The organism is Paraburkholderia fungorum (genome assembly GCF_046027215.1).
GTDB classification, from domain to species: domain Bacteria; phylum Pseudomonadota; class Gammaproteobacteria; order Burkholderiales; family Burkholderiaceae; genus Paraburkholderia; species Paraburkholderia fungorum_D.
Genome location: NZ_JAQQEN010000001.1, coordinates 2278777 through 2297141, shown reverse-complemented (window position 1 = coordinate 2297141; position 18365 = coordinate 2278777). Strand labels below are relative to the sequence as shown.

The following is an 18365-nucleotide window of genomic DNA, read 5'->3' as shown; positions in this document are numbered from 1 at the left end:
ACCCGTGCTGGACATGGACGATATCCAGGGTATCTGCGTGCCGGGCTTTTTCAAACCGCACCAGGTGCTGCTGGGAATCCGCTATGCCCGTGAACGAGCCGACATCGTTCGACTGAGGCAGTTGTTGAGCGAACTGGCTGCGGACATCTCAACGGCTGCCCGAACGTTGACGGATCGGCGCGGACACCGGCAGGACGCGAAACCTGGCGCAACGCCGCGCGAATGGCCGCCGTTGGTAGCAATAGGATTCGGCTTCCAGGGTCTTTTCGATCTCACTCCTGGCGCCGCAGATATTCCGGGCATCGCGTTTCAAAATGGCCTGGTTCGTCGCTCTGCGTTGTTGGGCGATCCGACCGATCCTTCCAAACCAGGTCATCCCCAGAATTGGAGCGTTGGTGGTCCCGGTAAAGAACTCGACATACTGCTAATAGTCGCGGGCGACGACCCGGATAGCGTGGCGATGTCTGCAGCCAAACTGAAAGACCAGTTTCACAAGATCGGCGCCACGGTGGAGTGTCAGGTTGGACACGTCCGGGACGACGTCAGGGGCGAGGCGGGGCATGAGCATTTCGGCTTCAACGACGGTGTGTCGCAGCCGGGGATTCGCGGACGAGCCTCCAACGATCGGAGAGACCTGATTACCGACCGCCATGTCCACGATTCGCAATTCCCGGCGGCGGCGCTGTTTGGCTACCCGGGACAGGATCTCGTGTGGCCAGGCGAGTTCGTGATTGGATATCCGAAGTCCGGGCCGGATCCGCTTATACCCGGCCCCGTACTCGAGCCCGCACCCTCGTGGACGCGCAACGGCTCATTCCTGGTGTATCGACGATTGCTGCAGGACGTCGGCCTGTTTTGGCGGACAATGCGCGACGAGGCAGAGCGACTGTCACAACGCCCTGGTTTCGCCACGATGGATGACGTTGCGCTGGCCTCCCGGCTCGTCGGACGGTGGCCAAGCGGCGCACCCGTTGAACGCACACCTGGCGGCGACGACAAGCGTCTGGGCCGTGACCAGTTCGCCAATAACCATTTCCGGTTTGACTCCGATACGCCAGCCTTGAAAGTCATCGGACATCAGGACAATTTCGCGCAGGCCAAGGCTGACCCGATTGGCGCCACCTGTCCGCTGGCTGCACATATCAGGAAGGTCAACACCCGCGACGCGCCCTCTGACATGGGAGCCCGCAGCGCCACTTATGATCGGCGAATTCTTCGCGTTGGCGTCGCGTTCGGGCCATCGCTCGAAGATCGCTACGCGATTGCCCAGCCTGGTGATCCGGAGCGCGGACTTCTGTTCCTGAGCATTCAGAGTTCGATTGAAGATCAGTTCGAGTTCCTGCAAGCGCGCTGGATCAACGACGACACCCGGCCGAAATCTCCTGGCGGCCATGACATGATCGTGGGACAGAATGCGGCCACCGCAGATGGCGTTAGACGGTGCCTGCTGTTCGGCGATGGGTTTCGGCAAGCGAAAGTCGAAGCAACCGGCCAGTTCGTTACCGCGTCTGGCGGCGGGTACTTCTTCGTTCCTTCAATACACGCACTCAGGACGGTACTCGGCGGAATTGCAGGAGCGACATAGCGTTGCCCGGTTCATGTACTGACCCAAGCCTTTTAAAGAAGACAACCACCTTTTACACCGTCCCATCCGGTCCTTGACATCAGTCAGATGTACTCCTAGTGTGAATTCAGCGGCGAAACTCAATGCGCCAGTTCAAGAAGCACATCGCATTTTTTCGCGTTCAATACAGACACATTACGCAGCATCAAATTCGAGCACATGTACTGCTTCGCACTCCGAGAAGAGCCAGATCCGATGCGAGACGGAGACCGGACCTAATCGTTGGAGGACGTTAAGAGGAATTCATCGTGGCCGAAACCAAGCCTCTTGTTGATGCCGAGCGGACACGAATGTTCTTCGACCCGGCGCACCCTGATCCGAGCTTCTTCTCCACTGCTACAGAAATGGCGGCGTTCGTCGCTGACAGCGGTGTAGCCGCCCCGGTCGTTTGGCCCGTGGGCTACGCGCCTACCCTCGACACCCCGTCCTCGCCACCCGATCCATCTGCGCCGCTGCCCAAGGTTGACGTGGTTATCGTCACATGGACCTCGGCCGAAGCCTCGACCGTCGCCGCGCTGATGACACCCGGCATGACGACGCGTGAGTGGTATGAATACAAGTCAAACGTCGCAGCCTTCATCCCCGAGGTCACCGGCGTCAAGGCGCCGTTCAACGACAACAGCACGATGACGGCGCGCTACTATCACTCGCTGGGACTGTATTACCCGATCCAGCTCTCGGGCCGCAAAGTCCTGTGCCTGAAGAGCGGCCTGCACATGGACTACGATGGGCCCGCACTGCCCATCGTCGATTTCTGGAAACAGGTGATCCGCGAGACCGGCTGCCAGTTGATCATCACCACTGGCACCGGCGGGGCCGTGGGGGCGAACGTACTTCTGGGCGATGTGGTAATCGCCGACCACGTGGCGATTCTGTGCAAGAAGCAGTTCCAGCCGGCACAGTTTCCGGGCGCGCCCTACCCCACCAGTCCGCCGCCGGCAAACCTCACCGCCTTGCTCACCTCAGGACTGCTTACGCCTAATGCCCAGAAGGTGGCGCAGGCCAACCTGCCATTCCATCCGGACAAATTGCCGGCGTTTTTCACACACGGGTCCAGCATCCCCACGCCGACCATTGTCACCACGGATTTCTTTGGCTTCGACAACACCACCGACACCAACGGCCTGCAGGCGCTAGGCAATGCCTGCGAGATGGGGGACGTCTCTCTCGGCCTGGCGATCTCCCAGATCCAGAACCCGCCGAAGTGGGCTGCGATCCGCAACGCCTCCGACCCTCAGGTGCCTGGAGACATGACGCCGCAGGCGCAAGACACCTGGGCGGGCAATATATACAAGCACTATGGCGGCTACACCACGGCGGCGAGTGTGCTCGCCAGCTGGGCCTATATCTGCCAGACCTATCCCCGGCCGGCGGTTCCGCCAGCCGCTGTCGCCATGGCCGCTGTCGCGCCGGCGGCGATAGCGACGCAGGGCGTGCAACTGGCCAAACAAAGGGCGTTGCAGCTTGATCCCGCCGCGCGCCTGTTGCAGATCGCGGCCTCCAGGGGGTTCGTCAGCGCGTCGATCGCGGCGACCGACGCGCCCGAGGCCGTGGCAAGCCTGAACGCGCACCTGGCGTCCATGAACGTCGACCCAACGCGTGCGCTCACCGACCTTAACTCGCTGACCTATGAGGACGAGGCGGCTCGTACGCACTGCCTGGTTTTGGCTCATGTGGCCGTTGAAGGCACGCTGGCCTTCCGGGGCAGCTACCTGTTCGACCGCGGAGACATTGTGGCAAGGTCCGAATTCCTCGCGAGCTGAACGCAATCATCGGGGCTGCAGAGATTTGATCACGAGAAGGGACAGACGATGGCTGATCCGACGATCTATTCGATCTCCCAGGCCCCCCACCGCGGCACGATGGACGTTGCGCAGGTTTGGACCCAGGCGGCAGGCGAATTGCCCACCGGCCTCAACCAGCTCGTCTCTACGCCCTGGAAGGGTGGCGCGCTGTTGATCGGCTCCACGCCGGCCGGCGTGCTGTCGTTCTGGACACTGAATGCGACCGCGCCCTTCGTGATTTCCGCAGGCGCCGCGGTGGATCTGGCGACGCCGGTGGACCTGTTGCGCGCCTTCGTGCTCGGCGGGGTAACCTATCTGCTGGGCTATGGAGCCGTAAAGGGGGTTCTCCGCTTCGTCGCCTTGAAAGATGATCTGACGCTCTCCAGGCCGACCGATTATTCGCGCACGCGCCCCCCGGCGGTGACGCCCGGATGGACCGAAGCGTACCCAGTCACCTATTTGAGCAAGCAATATCTCGTGTCCTACGACTCCGTGAATGGCGGCGTCAATCTATTCTCACTGGTGATCGTTGGAAGCAACGCCGATCCAGCCCCGATCGAAGTCGACAATGTCTGGGCGTGGAGCTGGGCGAAGGGCTGGACGCGGTTCGCCTTCTTCACCTTGGGCGGCGAGAACTTCTTCCTTAAGACCAACACCGCCAGGCTCAACGTGAATATCGACCACCTCAACCTGGATCCGAACACGCGCTCGAGCGAGGTGCTCACCTTCGCCCAAAACGCGCTTCCGAATGCCGCCAGCCTTGAGATTGTCAGGCCGTTCACCCTGACCGGCGGTGCGCCGGGCTTCCTGGTTTACCAGTCCGGTCAGCCGATCCAGTTCTACAACATCTGGCCCAACTGCCAGGGCTGGGATAACGAGGCCCAGTTGCCGGCGACCACCGGCCTGACCCAGATCGTCATCTACGCCATCAACAACCAAAGCTACGCGCTGTTTTACTGACTTCGCACCAGCAAGGAGGAGGCAGACATGTTTCACATTCAGACTCCGGTAGCTCAGTTGGACGTCCAGGGCCGTGCTGCGATCTACCGCGAGTACGTCGCCAACCACCGCGCCGATCTGCAGGACGTGGTCCTCGGACCGCACAACGACATGATCATCCTGAGCGTCGACAAGGCCACACTGGCCAAATCGGCCGTGCTGTTCGCAGTCGGAAGCCCAGGTGACCTGGTCCAGTTTCCGTTGCATCTGCACACGAAGGGCGAGATCCAGATCTGCCTGGACGGAACCTATGGCGAGCTCCTGGCGCCTGACCAGAACATCGACGATCTGCTCCCCTGGGGCCAGACGTTCGACAGCTTCCAGACGCAGCACCCCGGCGTGGTGAGCTTGGGCCAGACGACTGCCCCGGGCCAAATGCTTCTGCTCGCCCCCGGCGCGGGCTGGAACTTCGTCAGCGGCAGCCAGCACGCACCCTGCGGCTGGATCGGCCAGAGCGGCTATCTGCTGGCGCAAATCTATTGGCCGGGCCCCAATGAGGTGCCGCCAGGCGCGCTGCCAAGCTGAAATGGATCGAAAACCATGAGCCCGCCCCCCTACTCCCCCCCCTCCGCCGACTCAGTGCGCGTCTGGCGCGGCTTTCGCCTGCCCTCCTTAGCGGCTGCCCAGTTCTATCTCGACCTGGGGACAATCTTTGTCCCGGTAACGGTTCAGATGCAGCGGCTGTTCCATCTGGCAGCCTATCTGCCGGCCGTCCTGCCGCCGGTGCGCCCGGACGGTCTGCCGGACGAAATCGCCCTGGTCTTCTACCGAACGCAACAGGACTATACGAACGCGGCCCTGGCCGCCGGTGGGCGGGCCTACAGCCTGCTCCACTCAGCGGTCTTCAACCTGGCGCCGGGCGGGAGTCTGAGCGGCTTTCCCACGGCATTCGCCGGCAGCCTGACGCGCGAAGCACCCGCCTGCCTGTTTGCTGAGCCGGTCGACTGGCAGTCCGGCTTCGCCCAGGTGTTCGTTGGGGCGCGGCGCCCCGCAACCGATCCGGATCTCTTCCTCAATGGCGCCCAGGCCTTCTGCCAATCGGTGAGCCAGAACCGTCCCCAGGGGTTGGAGGCGGCGATCATGGTCGTGGCCCGCGACTATCTGCTGTTCTGGGAGCATTGGCCTGATGCTACGGCGGCGCAGACCTCGCGCATCGGCGATCTGGTCCAGACCGCCAGCCAGGTGATGTTCGAGCCCTACGCCCCGATAGCGGTGCCGACGGGGCTCGACAGCGCCTGGCCGGGCCTCCAGGTGGCCGGCGGTGAAGCGCTCAACACCCAGTTTGATCGACTGGCCTGAACCACCTGCGGAGGGACCCATGCCTAATTTTCGAGCCGGCATCGACGACAACTGCGGGGACTTCAGTCTGATCGCCCGCCTGAACGCGCCCTTCGACGACCGCGCCACCATGATCGCTTCGCTGCAAGCCGTGGCGGCGGTGCAGGCTGAGAAACTGGATCCAAAGCGCACTTTAGGCTTCAGGCGCGGTAGCGACGGAGAAAGACTACCCCGCACGGTGGTGGGGGATTTGAAACTCAGCCTGGTCACGGCGTTTGGCCTGAGATTCTTTCTGGGACCGCTGGAGGCACGCGGACAGGAAGAGGCTGTGCAGAATTTCCCACCGGGCGGCGTGTTCAAGGCTCGCATCCCCAGCCGGTTCGGCATCAGCGACCGGCCGACGCCCTTATATCTGCGCACCATGGCCGCCAATGGCGACCGGGACTGTGTCAGCCAGAGGCTGACCGCTCAGAGCCCTGGCGCGCCGCCTACCGACGCGCAAGTGACGCAGACTTACCAGTCATGGCTATCGCAGGGTGAGAGCGATCTCATTCTTCAGGTCGACGCCAGGAATCAGTTCGCGGTTATCGACCTGTGGGACGCTCTGCGCGATCGGTTCGTCAAGCCATTCGGCTATCAGATCGTCTCGCTGGAGCGCGGCTTCACCCGCGGCGACGGCCGGGCTCATATCGGCTTCATCGACGGCGTCAGCAACCTCCAGCAGTTGATGACCGACAACCCCGAAGCCTATCGCCGCTTGATCTATCTGCCAACCCCGGCGCCGGCCTATCCGGGGTATCCAGTGGACCTGCGCGCCGATCCAAATCACCCGGGGGGCCTGACGCAGAACTGCGACGACATGCGCTTCGATGGCGGCACCTACATGGTCTACCGTAAATACGCCCTCAACCTGAAACTATGGTTCGGCGATGACTTCGAGGTAGCGGACTTCTGGGGCCATAGCTTCAAGGGCGACGAGGCGCGCCTGCACGCGATCGGCCGCGATCGCGACAGCGGCCTGGTGATCGACCGGGCTTCGAGGTGCCCGCTTCACCACGAGCCGGATCACACGGAGATCAACCGCGGCTTCAACGAAAGTCACGCACTGAAAGCTCGCGGCGGACGAACCGCACCATTTTCAGGTCCGTTCCCGCCGGTGCCGGTCGGGTTCGGCAACGTCTTCGACACCCAGGACATCCGGATCCGCCGAAGGTCCATCCCCTATGGCGACCTCGATCCGGCTACCGGCGAGATCGAATGGGGCCTGCATTTCATCTGCTACCAGAACAACATTCAACAAGCAGGCTTTGAATTCATCAACAACATCTGGCTATTCAATCCGGACTTCCGCCGCAGCGTCGATGGGCTGTTCAATCCGGCGGGTTCCGTCGCGACGCCGCTCCTCGGCGCCTATTACTTCGTTCCCCCGCCGCAACACGCCTATCCGGGCGATTGCTTATTCGAATAGGAGACCGAGACGATGAGCAACAATGCAGGCGCGAACATCACGCACTGCGGCACGGTGGCTTACGTGGACGGCATCTATCAGGCCGTGACCGGCACCGGCAACTGGAGCGTGGCGCCAATCATCCCGACTAGCGTGCCGGTCGGCCAGGTGCAGATCACTTTCAATACGGCGATCACAGGCCCCTATTCGGTGCTACTGACCGCGCGGCGCACGGCCGACGCCCCTTTGCTGACCGCCAACTGGGGCGACCAGACGCCCGATGGGTTCGTGGTGGTGCTCTATAACCCGGTGGGAACGCGAACCTATACCACGGTGCGCAACGGCGACTTCAGCTTCGCCGTCCTGGAGTAGATCATGGCCTACGATCCTCCGCGCAAGGCGTCGCCCGGCCCCGATGGCGCAGACCCGCTGGAGGTCGAACTGGTCTTCGGAGTGCGGCCATGCGGGACCTGTGGCTTCTTCTGGCCGGCGGATCCCGCAGACCAGCCCTATGGTCCCTATTCGACCTGGGACTTCGCCGCCTATCCGCCGGTCACGGCCGAACCGCCGGACGCGTCGGGCAAGCCGTTCGCCTGGACTGCGTGCGTCACCCGCCCCGCCGGCTTTCCCGACGCCGAGGTCGCCGATGGCTGTCGCAAGGCGCCGATCATGACTATCGGTATCAACCCGAACCTGACCGCCTTCGGCGGCGGTAAGGCGTCCACCGCCTGGTGCTATCCGAGTTTCGCCGATAGCCAGGGCGTGGATTCCTATACGAAGTACGCCTTCTACTATCGCTACCGTTCGCTATTTCAGGAAAGCCTCGGGTTCGAGTTCGCCAGGCAGTTTCTGGTCGAGGCCCAAGCCTTGCGAGCCCCCAGACCAGGAACGCTGCAATCCATCATCCGCACCAGCGATTCCCCCAATTACACGATCGGCGTGATCTATGACGGGGATACGGCGGTGACCACCATTCCCCTCTACGGTCATCTCGGCGCGCCACCGATGATGGTGGTGATCGACAAAGGCGCCGCATTTGCCGCCGGCAACATTCTGGCCGCGCCGATCGCACTCCCGAGCGGGCAGGCGACCGAGGTTTTCGCCAACACCGTCGGCTACTACGCTCGCATGACCCCGATCCTCGCCGACTTCTCGGCGTTCCTGCAGCGCCATGGGCACGCCGGCGCCGCCCTGGCCGTGGGCGAGGATGTCTGTCAGTTGGACATGGTGGGGTGCGCCTCACCGCATTGGGGCCCGGCCTGGCTGGGCGGCGCGCGGGCCCAGAGCGAGATCGTCGCCAACTGCGTGAGCCGCAACGGCTGGGCGCTGAAGCAACTCATCCAAACTCAGCCGGCCCTGCTGATCATCGTCAGCCACGACGCTTTCGAGATGTTCCACAATGCGTTCGCGCACTTGTTCGCTGCGCCTATCGCCCCGCCCGACGGATCGATCGATCCGTCGTTCGACCTGTTGCGCGCGACCACACATCCCCACAGTCCCGTGCGGCTCAATGTCGAGACGATGGTAGATGGGCAGGCCTATCGTCTCTCCACTCGCGTGGTGGTGACACCGCACTTCTCTTACGGTGAGTACTTCCTGCCGCAATACCGTTTCAGCCAACAGGACTGGGCCACCTTCGGAGCGCAGTTTCCTGACGCGGCGCGCTTCCTGCAGACCGATATTCGGCCGCAGGCGTCATCGTCCACGCCTGGCCTCGTGGCATTCCAGATCAAGGACCCAGCCACCGCCGACGCGGTCGAGGCCGACCTCGCCACGAACCCGCCCGTCGCTTTAGCCACCCTGCAAGAACATTTTTACGACGCTAACGCGGCGGTAGAGGCCATCCTGGAAGAGATGTATAGCGCAGGCGAACTCAATTGGACGCAGGGCGCGGCGACGGAAAAGGGCTATTTAGCTCGCAATGCCGGACCGTGCTCGTTCTGTGTCAATAGCCACTGGCAATTTCCCGCCGGCTGTCCGTATGACAAGCTTCCAAAGCCGACAGACCCTCCCCTGCCCGCGCAATTTCTGCAGCGCGTCGCGCGACAATGTCTTGGTCAGCCACCCGAAAATCCCGGCCACAAATGACATCGCTGGCCTGACCATGCTCCGACGGGGTGCGACACCATGCCTGAAAGAAGACGACAAATTCGTCAAAAAAATTAATCAGCACCTCGTATCAAGATCGAGGAATGTGAACGGTTAGGGCAACGCGCCAATCCGCACTTATGAAGGGAATGTTCCACGCAAGAAAAAATGAAAGGCGCGCCGACTGAAAAAATAAATCGGCGCGTACGACAGTTTTTGTGACAACACGACACAGTCTTTATCGTTGCCATGGACTACGGCGATTGTGACGACGTTGTATCAATACGGCGAGTCGTTGTGAGCACATTCATGCCGAGCCAAGTTGGAGAATTGGCCGTATAACACGGCCTGCTTGTGCGATCGACCCACGACCTTTCCAAGTTGGTCGATGGCCGGAAGATCGATATCGCGTTTAAAAAGAGAACATTGACATGATCGAATATCCGTCTAAAGTAAAGCAGTGGCAGACTAACGATAGAGATTCGGGTGGCACCAGAAAGAGTCAAAACCTTTTAGACAGCTGCGATTCCTGAAGGATCAGGCCGTATGCATGACTAAGGTTTGGTTCTTTTTTCTCCTCTCGAAGTAACAGTCGATTGCCACGCACAACGACTCGAAGTCTTTCTGGCGCTCTCATTGGAGACGCAGATCATGGCAATCGTCCTAATCGGTCCTTGCGGCCAGCCTGTCTATCTGCATGCCGAATCAATTCAATCATCAAGGTGGTTCGTTAGCGTTCGTTCGTTCATAGCGCCCGATCGCGAACGGCCCGCCAACACACTCGCCCCTCCCCGTTAGGCACGACGAAGCTTGCCAGGACGCGTCGACCGTTGTTGCGTGCTCGCCGATTCCGCTCATGGACAGTCGACGTCGATCGTGCGCACAGCGTAATCACGTCCTGTTTCAGGGTGCCGTCGCCTATGTCCTGAGCGCCACCTCGCAGCTTCCTCTTGCTGGATTCCCTCCTCGCAAGGCATACAGGGCCAGACGCGTGGCAGGCCAAACTCACGGCCATACGGAAATCGGATCCTGTGATCCTCCCAATATACATTTAGGATGACAAAACAGTGGCCCAACTCTCCTATCCCGGCGTCTATATTGAGGAAATTTCCAGCGGCGTACGCCCCATCACCGGCGTCGCCACCTCAATTGCCGCCTTTGTCGGTTGGGCACCTCAAGGGCCGACCGACGAAGCGATTCTCGTGCAAAGCTGGCCGGAGTTTCAGAACCGGTACGGCGGCCTCAATGCCCAGTCGCGCCTCGGCCATGTCGTCAACCAGTTTTTCGGCAACGGCGGCCAGCAGGCGTATATCGTGCGTCTCGCATGGCAGGCGAACCTTGCCGCCGCGCCGGGAACCCAGCCCGCAGCCTGTGCGACCGCGAGTTCGAGCGGAATCGGCAACGCGACAACCGTGGTCACGGCGACCTTTCACGGCGTGTCCGCCCAGACCACCGTCGCGGCAAGCGCGCCGACGCTGGCCTCGATCCAGGTGAGCGCGCCCAGCCCGACGATGCCGCAAACGCTCACGCAGCAATTGACCGCGGTCGGCAGCTATTCGGACGGCAGCACCCAGGACCTGACCAGCGACGCCAACATAAAGTGGAATTCCGACAATGCGGTCGTCGGGCTCAGTCTTACGGGTCTGGCCACTGCGGGCAATGCCGATGGGACAGCGAACATTACGGCGAAGATCGGCGCAGTGACGTCGGCGCCGATCGTGCTGACGGTCAACGATCCAGCGCTGAAATCGATCAACGTGACGCCTGCTGCCGTCACGGCGGTGGCCGGCACGCAACGGCAGTTTACGGCGACCGGCACCTACGCCGACAACAGCAGCTTCGACCTGACCGGCGCTGTGAAGTGGACCTCTTCGGATCCGAACGTCACCATCCCGCTTGCCGGTGGGTTGGCAAGCATCGTCACAGCCGACGGAACAGCGAAAATCACCGCCGCGCTCGGCGCGGCGAATCCCGCCGAGGCCAACGTGACGGTTCTGCCGGCGGTCCCGACCAGCCTTGCGATCACCCCGTCCGCGCCGACAGTGCCGCAAGGCGCAAGCGTGCAGCTGTCGGTCATCGGCACCTACGCGGGCGGTGTGACGTTCGACCTGACCCAGGTCGCGGGCTGGGCCTCGGTCAATGTGCCCATCGCAACGGTGGGCAAAACCGGGCTCGCGACCGCGGTCAGCGCCGGTACGGCGCAAATCACGGCGACCGTCGGAGCGGTCGTCGCCAAGGTGCAGCTTACCGTCAGCGCTGCTTTGCCGACATCGATCAGCGTGAGCCCCGCGAACCCGACCGTGGGCGTCAACAAGACGTTGCAGCTGAGCGTAACCGGCAACTACCCCGGCGGGACCACCCAGGACCTTACCGGCAGTGTTCAATGGCAGAGTGGCGCGCCCGGCATCGCCAACGTCAGCGCGAGCGGCCTCGTCACTGGCGGCGCACAGACCAATCCCGGCGCGCTGACGCTGTATGCGAACAGCCCCGGCATCTGGGGCAATGGCCTGCAAGTCGCCGTCGGCGCGTCGCGCGCGGCTGCGGATCGCTTCAGTGTCACGATTCAGGACGCCAAGGGCAATACGCTCGAATACTTCCCGAACCTGTCGACCAATCCGCTCGACCCGCTCGGCCATTACGCCGTCAACGTAATCGACAACGATTCGAATTACGTGACGTTCGTGAACCCCGCCACGCCGAACGCGAAACCCGCGGCGCCTAATGGCACGCCGTCCACAACCGCGGCTGCGGTGCCGCTCGTCGGCGGCCTCGACGGCACACCGCTCGTGCCCGCCACCGACGGCAACTTCGAAACGGCGCTGGGTATCGGCCAGGGCACCAACGCGACATTTGGCGTCGAGCTGCTCGACCGGGCCGACATTTTCAATCTGCTGTGCGTGCCGGGTGAAACCGATGTCGCCACCATCACCGCGCTGCAGACCTACTGCAAGCAAAAGCGTGCGTTCTACATCGTCGACTGTCCGCAGAACGTCACGATCAGCAGCATCATGAGTTCGGGGCCGGTCGGCACGACTCAAGGCGCGCCCGCCGCGCTCGCCGGCGGCCAGCCGACCTACGCCGCGTATTACTTCCCATGGGTGCTCGCGCCCGACCCGCTGATGGGCGGCCGGCCCACTCATTATCCGCCGTGCGGCTTCGTGGCGGGTCTATACGCCGCCACCGACGCATCGCGCGGCGTATGGAAAGCGCCTGCCGGCCTCGATGCCAGCCTCAGCAATACGCAAGGCCTGCAATTCAATCTGACCGATCTCGAGAACGGCACGCTTAATCAGCAGGCCGTCAATTGCCTACGGCAACTGCGACTGTACGGCAACGTCGTGTGGGGTGCGCGTACGCTGGACGGCAACGACGAAGTCGGTTCGGAATGGAAGTACGTGCCGATCCGGCGCCTCGCGCTCTTTATCGAGTCGAGCCTGTTCGACGGCACGCAATGGGTCGTGTTCGAACCCAACGACGAACCACTGTGGTCGCAGATCCGCATGAACGTCGGCGTCTTCATGCAAGGCCTGTTTCGCCAGGGCGCCTTTCAGGGCAGCACGCCGCAGCAGGCGTATTTCGTCAAATGCGATGCGGAGAGCAACCCGCAAGCGTCCATCGATCTCGGCGTCGTGAATATCCTCGTCGGCTTCGCGCCGCTTTACCCCGCCGAGTTTGTCGTGATCCGGATCCAGCAGATGGCTGGTCAACTGCAATCCTGAGGAGCAGTCCCATGGCCATTTTCCCCGTCAATCCGACCCGCCTCGACCCGTACAAGAACTTCAAGTTCCGCCTGAAGTGGGACGGCGCCTATGTCGCCGGCGTCAGCAAGGTGGGCGCGCTCAAACGCACCACGGAGGTGGTCGAATTCCGCGAGGGCGGCGATCCGTCGACCTCGCACAAGTCGCCGGGCCGCAACAAGTTCGACGCGATCACGGCCGAAGCCGGCCTGACGCAGGACCTGAATTTTCACAACTGGGCCGGTCTCGTGCACAACTACGGCGCGGGTCTCGGCGCGGAAATGTCGCTCGCTCACTTTCGCAAGGACATCTATCTGGAGCTTTACAACGAAGCGGGACAGCTCGTCATCGCGTACAACATCTATCGCTGCTGGGTCTCCGAATACCAGGCAATGCCCGACCTCGATGCGAATGCCAACGCGATTGCGATCGTCCACATCAAGCTGGAAAACGAGGGCTGGCAACGCGACATGAGCGTCGTCGAACCGAAGGAGACGACCTTGAGCAGCGTGGCGACCTGAATGCAGCCCCTGACGGACTCCGAGATCCTCGTTCTGTGGGAGCGCGGTGCGCGGCGCCATCCGCTCGACCGGGCGCTGCTGACGCTCCACGCCGCGCTTGCGCAGACAGCCGGCGAGACGCTCGCCGACTGGCCGCTCGGCCGGCGCAATCACGCGCTCATCGAGCTGCATTGCGCGTGTTTCGGCACGCAACTGCAAGGGTGGCTCGCCTGCGAGGATTGCCACGAAAAACTCGAGTTCACCCTCGACGGCCGTGCGCTCGCGCAGGCCGGCCGCGACTGGCGCGGCGGCGCGCCAACCGAAATCGCCGTGGGCGCGCGCACGTTCCGCTTGCCGACGAGCCGCGATCTCGCCCACGTGGCCGATGCAGCCGACTCGCTCGATGCTGCGCGCCAACTGCTCGACCGATGCTGTGTCGAGCCGGCCGCATCCGCTGCATGGTCGGATGCGGAACTCGACGAAATCGGCGACCGCATGGCGCAAGCCGACCCGCTTGCCGAAACGCAGCTCGCCCTCCACTGCCCAGCATGCGGTGCCGATTGGCACGAGACCTTCGACATCGCCGCGTTTCTCTGGACCCAAATCGAAGCACGCGCGAAGCGCCTGTTATGGGCGATCCACGCGCTCGCACGCGCGTACGGCTGGAGCGAGGCGGCCATTTTGTCGCTCGATGAAAACCGTCGTGCGTTCTACCTGAAGATGGTCCGGTCATGAGCGGCTACCTTCAACGCATCGTGCGCGCCGCGTCGCAATCCTCCCAGGCGATCCGGCCGACCCAGGGGTCGGTCTTCGCGCCGGCCGAGCCGGCGGCCCTGCCGGAATTCGACGAAACGCGCGACGACCTCAGCCAACCTGCGCCGCGCCCCCCAATCGATACGACGCCGCAGGTGTTGCCAACGCTGTTCCGACCGCTACGCAGTGCGACCGGCGAGCAAGCGGATCAGGTTGCCGATGCAACGATACCTCGTTCGACACCGGCCGCCGCGGATACGCCACCGGCGCAACGCAACCCGCACGGCGCATTCGTCACCGACCTCCATCCGCTGGACGCTTCGAAGCCCGCCACGGCGGCCGCCGACTGGATGCCGTCGGCGCCCCGCGCCGACCCGGACAACGACCCGACGCCCGCGCCCACACGTGCTACACCCACGAACGATGCGTATGCCCCGTTGCTCGACGGCGAATATGCGCGCCCTGCCTCGTTCGGTACGGAACAGCAGCATGCCGGCACGCTGGCCGCTGTCGTGCGAGCAGCGCGCGCGCAGGCCTCGCTCGCCCTACCCGCGGCGCGCGAGGCGGACGAAGTCCGGATTCATATCGGCCGCATCGAAGTGACGGCGGTCGCGGCCGCTCCAGCGCGGCCAGCCGCGCCCGCGTCCCGCCACAAGGCGCCGTCGCTCGACGACTATCTGAAACGCCGCGACGGGGAACGTTCGTGAGCACCGCGCTGGGTATCGCGGCCGTCACGGCAGCGTTCAAATCCTGTCTGCACAACCTCTATACGGCGTCCGGCCTCGGCACGGTGGATGTCACCGCGACCGCGCCGGACATCGTTCAGAGCACCATCAATGCCGCCGATGACGGCCATTCGCGCGTCAACCTGTTCCTGCATCAGGTCACGCCGAACGCCGCGTGGCGCAATGTCGGTCTGCCGTCGCTCGCGTCGGACGGCGTCACGCGCCTGACCAGCCCGCCGCTGGCGCTCGACCTGCACTATCTGCTGACCGTCTACGCTTCCGCGGATTGTCTCGCCGAGGCGCTGCTGGGCTACGCAGTCCAGTTCATCCACGAAACACCTGTTCTGCCGCGCGCCCAGATTCGCGCGGCGCTGGAAAACAGTACGCAGATCGCCGGCAAACTGGCGGCGAGCGGTCTCGCCGATCAGATCGAAATGCTCAGGATCACGCCGTCCACATTGGGCCGCGAAGAAATGGCGTGGCTCTGGACCGCGCTCAAGGCAGACTATCGGCCGACCTTTCCGTTGCAGATCTCGGTGGTGCTGATCGAGCGGCAGTTGCCGACCCAGTCCGCGTTGCCAGTCCTGACACGCGGCGTGACCGCGGTGCCGGCGCTGGCGATGCAGATATTCACGGTGCTGGCGACGAGCGGCCAGGCGGGTGCGGCACCCGGCGACGAAGTCACGATCGCCGGCCAGTCCCTCGGTGCGACGAGTTTCGTCAAGCTGTCGAATGCGCGCATTAACATCGACTTCGCGCCGTTCGCGCCGACCGCGGTGGCAGATGACCACGTGACGTTCAAGGTCCCCGACCTTCCCGCCGACTTGCCGGCGGGGGCGTACGAACTGTCGTTGCTCGTCAAAGACAGCACCACGCAACTGATCACGCAAAGCTCCCGGAACGTGCCGTTCGCGCTTGCGCCGAAGATCCTCGACGCGCCCGCGCCCATCGTCGCCGCAAACGGCGCCAATACGACTGTGACCATTGCCTGCAAACCGCAAATCCGTTCGAACCAGAGCGCCATGCTGCTGCTGAATGGCAACGCGGTACCGCGCCAGGCTCCCGATCCCGCCAATGCCGACCCCACCGCGACGCCGAGCTTCAAGTTCCCGCGACTTCCTGCAGCTCGCTATCTGGCGCGTCTGCGGGTGGACGGCGTGGAAAGTCCAGTGTCGATAGTCTTGCAGGGCGGCAACCCCGTCTTCGACGGACCATGGGTGCAGGTATGAGCGACACCGCGTCGACGGACGTGTGGACCGCCGCCAATCAGGCCTGGCTCGGAACCGAATTCGCACGGCTCAAAGACCTGCTGGCTGGCAAGTCTGCCGACCGGCAGGTTGCCGATTCGGAGCAGACGGTCAGCATAGCACTGTACCCGCCGCCCGCGCTCGAACAGCTTGCGGCGCTGTTCGGGCTCAGTCCGTTTGAACGCAGCCTGCTGCTGCTGTGCGCCGGTGTCGAGATGGATTCCGGCCTTGCGGCGCTGGCCGGCGAAGCGCAAGGCCATGCGCTGCGCACCTACGTGACGTTCGGTCTTGCAGTCGCCGCATTGCCGGAACCGCACTGGAGCGCGCTCGCGCCGTCGCGACCGCTGCGGCGCTTCCGGCTCGTCGACGTGGAAACCGGCCAAGGTCTGACCTGCGCGCCGCTGCGCATCGACGAGCGCATCCTGCACTATCTAGTTGGCGTCAATGCGCTCGACGTCCGGCTTCATGGCTATCTCGACGCGTGCCCACTGCCCGAACTCGTGGCCGACGCGCATCGCGATCTGGCCGGCCGCGCGGCGCGGCTGCTCGCGGTTGCAAGCGCCGCCGCGCCGGTGCTGCAACTCTGCGGAGACGACAGGCATGGCCAGGAAGACGTCGCCGCCTTGATCGCCGACGCGCACGGTTGGCCGCTTTTCGCGCTGCGCGTCGACGATCTGCCGCAGGCTGGCCCGGAGCTGAATCAACTGGCGCTGCTGTGGGAGCGCGAGGCGCTGCTGTTGCCCGGCGCGCTGCTGTTGCGCTATGCGGACGAGATTCCGACGCCTGCGGTCCGTCATCTCGCGGAACGCCTGCCGGCGCCGTTGCTGCTCGCAGGCCGCGAGCCGCTGTCGCTGAACCGCGCGTCGGCGCGGTTCGATATCGACCGGCCGCCGCCGGCCGAACAAAAGCGCCTCTGGAAACAGGCTCTTGGACCGGCGGCGTCGAAACTGGACGGCATGCTCGATACGTTATCCGAACAATTCCACCTCAGCTCGCGCTCGATCTACACGACGAGTTCGTTGCTGACGGCAGCCGTGGCGCCCGCCGTCGCGGACGACCTGTGGAATGCATGCCGGTCGCTCGCGCGCCCGCGGCTCGAAGACCTCGCGCAACGCATCGTGCCCGCCGCCGACTGGAACGATCTCGTGCTGCCCGAGCCGCAAATCCGCCTGCTGCACCAGTTGGCCGATCAGGTACGCGATCGGCTGAAGGTCTACGAAACGTGGGGATTCGCCGCGCAGAGCGCGCGTGGGCTCGGCATCAACGCGCTGTTCGCGGGGCCGAGCGGCACCGGCAAGACCCTCGCCGCGGAGGTGCTCGCGCAGCAACTGAAGCTCGACCTGTACCGCATCGACCTCTCGGCGGTCGTCAGCAAATACATCGGCGAGACTGAAAAGAACCTCGCCAAAGTGTTCAATGCTGCCGAGGAAGGCGGCGTGCTGCTGCTGTTCGACGAGGCCGACGCCCTGTTCGGCAAGCGCGGCGACGTGAAGGACAGTCACGACCGTTACGCGAACATCGAGGTCAGCTATCTGCTGCAACGGATAGAAGCCTATTGCGGGCTCTCGATACTGACCACGAATCTGAAAACGTCGATGGACAAGGCGTTCCAGCGGCGCTTGCGGTTTGTCGTCGATTTTCCGTTTCCCGACATGAGCCAGCGCGAGGCCATCTGGCGCCGCGTCTTTCCGCATGACACGCCGACCCGCAGCCTGCTGCCAGAACGCCTGTCGCAACTGAACGTCGCGGGCGGCAATATCCGCAACATCGCGTTGAACGCGGCGTTTCTCGCCGCCGCGGCGAACCAGCCGGTGGGCATGGAGCATCTGCTGGAGGCCGCGCGGCTCGAAGCGCAGAAGCTCGAACGGCCGCTCGCCGACGCTGAAGTACGGGGGTGGGCATGAGCCGCATCACATTGACAATCGACCGTCTGGTGCTGGCGGGCTTTACGCCGGCGGAGCGCGAGGCGCTGACGCAAGCGCTGCGTACGGAACTGGCACGGGTGCTGGCCGACCCCGCGCGGCGCGGCGCAGGGGGACCGTGCCGCGCGGGGTCGGTGGTTCGGCTCGGCATGCGGTACGAGCCGGGAGTGGCCGGCGGCAGGCAGTTGGGCCAGCGCGTGGCGCGCGCGCTCGGCAAGCAGGTGAAGTCATGAGCGACGCACACTTTCGCGACTGAGGTTG

15 protein-coding genes are annotated in these 18365 nt (G+C 63.6%); all 15 read left to right on the top strand.

Annotated elements, in window-relative coordinates:
- The first annotated feature begins 13 nt into the window (after positions 1-13).
- The 15 genes from PQR27_RS10130 (at position 14) to PQR27_RS10060 (ending at position 18337) form a co-directional block, all read left to right on the top strand.
- Positions 14-1585 (top strand): Dyp-type peroxidase, encoded by a 1572-nt coding sequence (locus tag PQR27_RS10130; RefSeq protein ID WP_408523526.1) that lies wholly within the window; start codon positions 14-16, stop codon positions 1583-1585.
- Positions 1586-1872: 287 nt separating this feature from the next.
- A complete protein-coding gene (locus tag PQR27_RS10125) occupies positions 1873-3387 on the top strand; it encodes a phosphorylase family protein (protein WP_408523525.1) in 1515 nt (504 codons plus the stop codon).
- Positions 3388-3435: 48 nt separating this feature from the next.
- Positions 3436-4368, top strand: coding sequence for a hypothetical protein (locus PQR27_RS10120; protein ID WP_408523524.1), 933 nt, complete (start codon positions 3436-3438; stop codon positions 4366-4368).
- A gap of 27 nt (positions 4369-4395) precedes the next feature.
- Positions 4396-4932 (top strand): hypothetical protein, encoded by a 537-nt coding sequence (locus PQR27_RS10115; RefSeq protein WP_408523523.1) that lies wholly within the window; start codon positions 4396-4398, stop codon positions 4930-4932.
- A 15-nt stretch (positions 4933-4947) separates the two neighbouring features.
- Entirely contained in the window at positions 4948-5706 is a 759-nt protein-coding gene (locus PQR27_RS10110) for a hypothetical protein (protein WP_408523522.1), read from the top strand.
- Positions 5707-5725: 19 nt separating this feature from the next.
- On the top strand, positions 5726-7153 hold the full coding sequence (locus tag PQR27_RS10105; RefSeq protein WP_408523521.1) for a Dyp-type peroxidase: 1428 nt from the start codon (positions 5726-5728) through the stop codon (positions 7151-7153).
- A gap of 12 nt (positions 7154-7165) precedes the next feature.
- Positions 7166-7504 carry a hypothetical protein gene (locus tag PQR27_RS10100; protein WP_408523520.1) on the top strand — a complete coding sequence of 113 codons (339 nt, stop codon included), beginning with the start codon at positions 7166-7168 and terminating at the stop codon, positions 7502-7504.
- 3 nt (positions 7505-7507) lie between these two features.
- Entirely contained in the window at positions 7508-9220 is a 1713-nt protein-coding gene (locus tag PQR27_RS10095; protein ID WP_408523519.1) for a hypothetical protein, read from the top strand.
- Between the two features lie 1067 nt (positions 9221-10287).
- The gene (locus PQR27_RS10090; protein ID WP_408523518.1) at positions 10288-12939 is read left to right on the top strand and encodes an Ig-like domain-containing protein; all 2652 of its coding nucleotides are present in this window, start codon (positions 10288-10290) and stop codon (positions 12937-12939) included.
- A gap of 11 nt (positions 12940-12950) precedes the next feature.
- Entirely contained in the window at positions 12951-13478 is a 528-nt protein-coding gene (locus PQR27_RS10085) for a phage tail protein (RefSeq protein WP_408523517.1), read from the top strand.
- Complete coding sequence (locus tag PQR27_RS10080) at positions 13479-14192, top strand: hypothetical protein (protein WP_408523516.1); 714 nt, start codon at positions 13479-13481, stop codon at positions 14190-14192.
- Entirely contained in the window at positions 14189-14917 is a 729-nt protein-coding gene (locus PQR27_RS10075; protein ID WP_408523515.1) for a hypothetical protein, read from the top strand. The genes PQR27_RS10080 and PQR27_RS10075 overlap by 4 nt, the downstream gene beginning before the upstream one ends.
- Positions 14914-16164 carry a Pvc16 family protein gene (locus PQR27_RS10070; protein ID WP_408523514.1) on the top strand — a complete coding sequence of 417 codons (1251 nt, stop codon included), beginning with the start codon at positions 14914-14916 and terminating at the stop codon, positions 16162-16164. Before PQR27_RS10075 ends, PQR27_RS10070 begins: the two co-directional genes overlap by 4 nt.
- Positions 16161-18086: an ATP-binding protein gene (locus PQR27_RS10065; RefSeq protein WP_408523513.1), complete on the top strand. Its 1926-nt coding sequence runs from the start codon at positions 16161-16163 to the stop codon at positions 18084-18086. The genes PQR27_RS10070 and PQR27_RS10065 overlap by 4 nt, the downstream gene beginning before the upstream one ends.
- Positions 18083-18337 (top strand): hypothetical protein, encoded by a 255-nt coding sequence (locus tag PQR27_RS10060; protein WP_408523512.1) that lies wholly within the window; start codon positions 18083-18085, stop codon positions 18335-18337. Before PQR27_RS10065 ends, PQR27_RS10060 begins: the two co-directional genes overlap by 4 nt.
- Positions 18338-18365: the final 28 nt, after the last annotated feature.